1 protein-coding gene is annotated in these 896 nt (G+C 76.8%); it reads left to right on the top strand.

Annotated features, from left to right (window positions below):
* On the top strand, positions 1 to 896 hold an 896-nt coding region (locus MXD58_RS25745; RefSeq protein ID WP_250610297.1), incomplete at both ends, for a PAS domain-containing protein.

The following is an 896-nucleotide window of genomic DNA, read 5'->3' as shown; positions in this document are numbered from 1 at the left end:
GGCGACCCAGGCCGCCGCGGCCAGCCAGGGCACCGGCCCGGGATTCGGGTCGGTGCTGGGCCGCGGTTCCGCGGCGGCGAGCGGTGCCACCGGCGTCGACCCCGGTCTCGCCGCGTACGCGCTGCTCGACGCGCTGTTCGTGCAGGCCCCGGTCGGGCTCGCGCTGCTGGACCGGTCCGGCCGGTTCGTCCGGGTCAACGACACGCTGGCCCGGCTCGACCGCCGTGCCGCCCGGGATCATCTGGGGCGGACGGTCAGCGAGGTGCTTGGCGACACCGGCCAGGAACTGGACGCCCTGCTCGGCCGGGTGCTGCACACCGGCGAACCGATGATCGACCTCGAGATCGGCGTCGCGGGCCCCGCCGGCGCGCCGGCACGGGCCTGGCTCGCGAGCTGGTTCCCGGTGGCCGACCCGCAGCTCGGTCCGGTCGGGGTCGCCTTCGTCGCGCTGGACGTCACGGGCATGCAGGTCGCCGAACGGGAGCGGGTGCGGGCTGAGGTCCGCTACCGGGCACTGGTCGACGCGGCCGGCAGCGACGTCTTCCACGCGTCCGCGGACGGCAACCTCGACGTCGACCTGCCCGCGTGGCGCGCGAGTACCGGTCAGCAGGCCGGCGAGCTCGCCGGCACCGGCTGGCTCGCCGGGGTGCACCCCGACGACCGGGACCGGGTCGCCAGCCTGTGGCGGGGCGCGGTGGAGCACGGCACCCCGTTCGAGGTCGACTTCCGGATCTCCACCCCGACCACGACCGAGGGTTCCCCCCGGGTCCTCGGCGCGAGGATCCTGCCGGTTGCCGTCGCGGTGCCGGGAGGAAGCGGCGAGACGAGGCCCACCGAGTGGCTGGGCGTGCTGCGCGACCTCACCCCGCAGCCCCCGGCGCACGGCCGCCGGTCCC

The sequence above is a fragment of the Frankia sp. AgKG'84/4 genome (genome assembly GCF_023242965.2).
GTDB lineage: Bacteria > Actinomycetota > Actinomycetes > Frankiales > Frankiaceae > Frankia.
Note: the sequence above shows the minus strand (reverse complement) of the source record. Positions and strands in the feature narration are given on the sequence as shown.